This window comes from Kribbella sp. NPDC056345 (genome assembly GCF_042262745.1).
Taxonomy (GTDB): Bacteria; Actinomycetota; Actinomycetes; order Propionibacteriales; family Kribbellaceae; genus Kribbella.
The window spans coordinates 3,391-5,071 of record NZ_JBHJQQ010000034.1 but is presented as its reverse complement, the minus strand read 5'-3'; the positions used below and the strand labels follow the sequence as shown (position 1 = coordinate 5,071).

Annotated in this window: 1 rRNA gene; it reads left to right on the top strand. The window is 58.0% G+C overall.

Annotated elements, in window-relative coordinates:
- The first annotated feature begins 40 nt into the window (after positions 1–40).
- Positions 41–1,560: ribosomal RNA gene (locus ACFCV3_RS42560) — 16S ribosomal RNA — on the top strand.
- Positions 1,561–1,681 lie beyond the last annotated feature (121 nt).

Here is a 1,681-nt window from a genome sequence, read left to right as displayed (position 1 = left end):
GTTGTTGACTCTCTAGCTTCGGCTAGGTTGTCTATATTTTTCAACGGAGAGTTTGATCCTGGCTCAGGACGAACGCTGGCGGCGTGCTTAACACATGCAAGTCGAGCGGTAAGGCCCCTTCGGGGGTACACGAGCGGCGAACGGGTGAGTAACACGTGAGCAACCTACCCTCAACTTCGGGATAAGCCTCGGAAACGGGGTCTAATACCGGATATCATCTCGCGCTTCATGGTGTGGGGTTGAAAGTTCTGGCGGTTGGGGATGGGCTCGCGGCCTATCAGCTTGTTGGTGGGGTAATGGCCTACCAAGGCGTCGACGGGTAGCCGGCCTGAGAGGGCGACCGGCCACACTGGGACTGAGACACGGCCCAGACTCCTACGGGAGGCAGCAGTGGGGAATATTGCGCAATGGACGAAAGTCTGACGCAGCAACGCCGCGTGAGGGATGACGGCCTTCGGGTTGTAAACCTCTTTCAGCAGGGACGAAGCGAAAGTGACGGTACCTGCAGAAGAAGGACCGGCCAACTACGTGCCAGCAGCCGCGGTAATACGTAGGGTCCGAGCGTTGTCCGGAATTATTGGGCGTAAAGGGCTCGTAGGCGGTTCGTCACGTCGGGAGTGAAAACTCGGAGCTTAACTCCGAGCCTGCTTCCGATACGGGCAGACTAGAGGTAGGCAGGGGAGAGCGGAACTCCTGGTGTAGCGGTGGAATGCGCAGATATCAGGAAGAACACCGGTGGCGAAGGCGGCTCTCTGGGCCTTACCTGACGCTGAGGAGCGAAAGCGTGGGTAGCGAACAGGATTAGATACCCTGGTAGTCCACGCCGTAAACGTTGGGCGCTAGGTGTGGGGGACATTCCACGTCCTCCGTGCCGCAGCTAACGCATTAAGCGCCCCGCCTGGGGAGTACGGCCGCAAGGCTAAAACTCAAAGGAATTGACGGGGGCCCGCACAAGCGGCGGAGCATGCGGATTAATTCGATGCAACGCGAAGAACCTTACCTGGGTTTGACATATAGGGAAATCCTCCAGAGATGGGGGGTCCGTAAGGGTCCTATACAGGTGGTGCATGGCTGTCGTCAGCTCGTGTCGTGAGATGTTGGGTTAAGTCCCGCAACGAGCGCAACCCTCGTCCTATGTTGCCAGCACGTTATGGTGGGGACTCATAGGAGACTGCCGGGGTCAACTCGGAGGAAGGTGGGGATGACGTCAAGTCATCATGCCCCTTATGTCCAGGGCTTCACGCATGCTACAATGGCCGGTACAAAGGGCTGCGAAACCGCAAGGTGGAGCGAATCCCAAAAAGCCGGTCTCAGTTCGGATTGGGGTCTGCAACTCGACCCCATGAAGTCGGAGTCGCTAGTAATCGCAGATCAGCAACGCTGCGGTGAATACGTTCCCGGGCCTTGTACACACCGCCCGTCACGTCATGAAAGTCGGCAACACCCGAAGCCGGTGGCCTAACCCCTTGTGGGAGGGAGCCGTCGAAGGTGGGGCTGGCGATTAGGACGAAGTCGTAACAAGGTAGCCGTACCGGAAGGTGCGGCTGGATCACCTCCTTTCTAAGGAGCATTCGGCAGACAAGCCCGCAAGGGGTGTCTGCCCATTCATCGTTTCCTGGACATCCGTTCCAGGGCGATGGTGCTTCGGAATGTGGAACATTGACCATTAGGCCTGAATCTC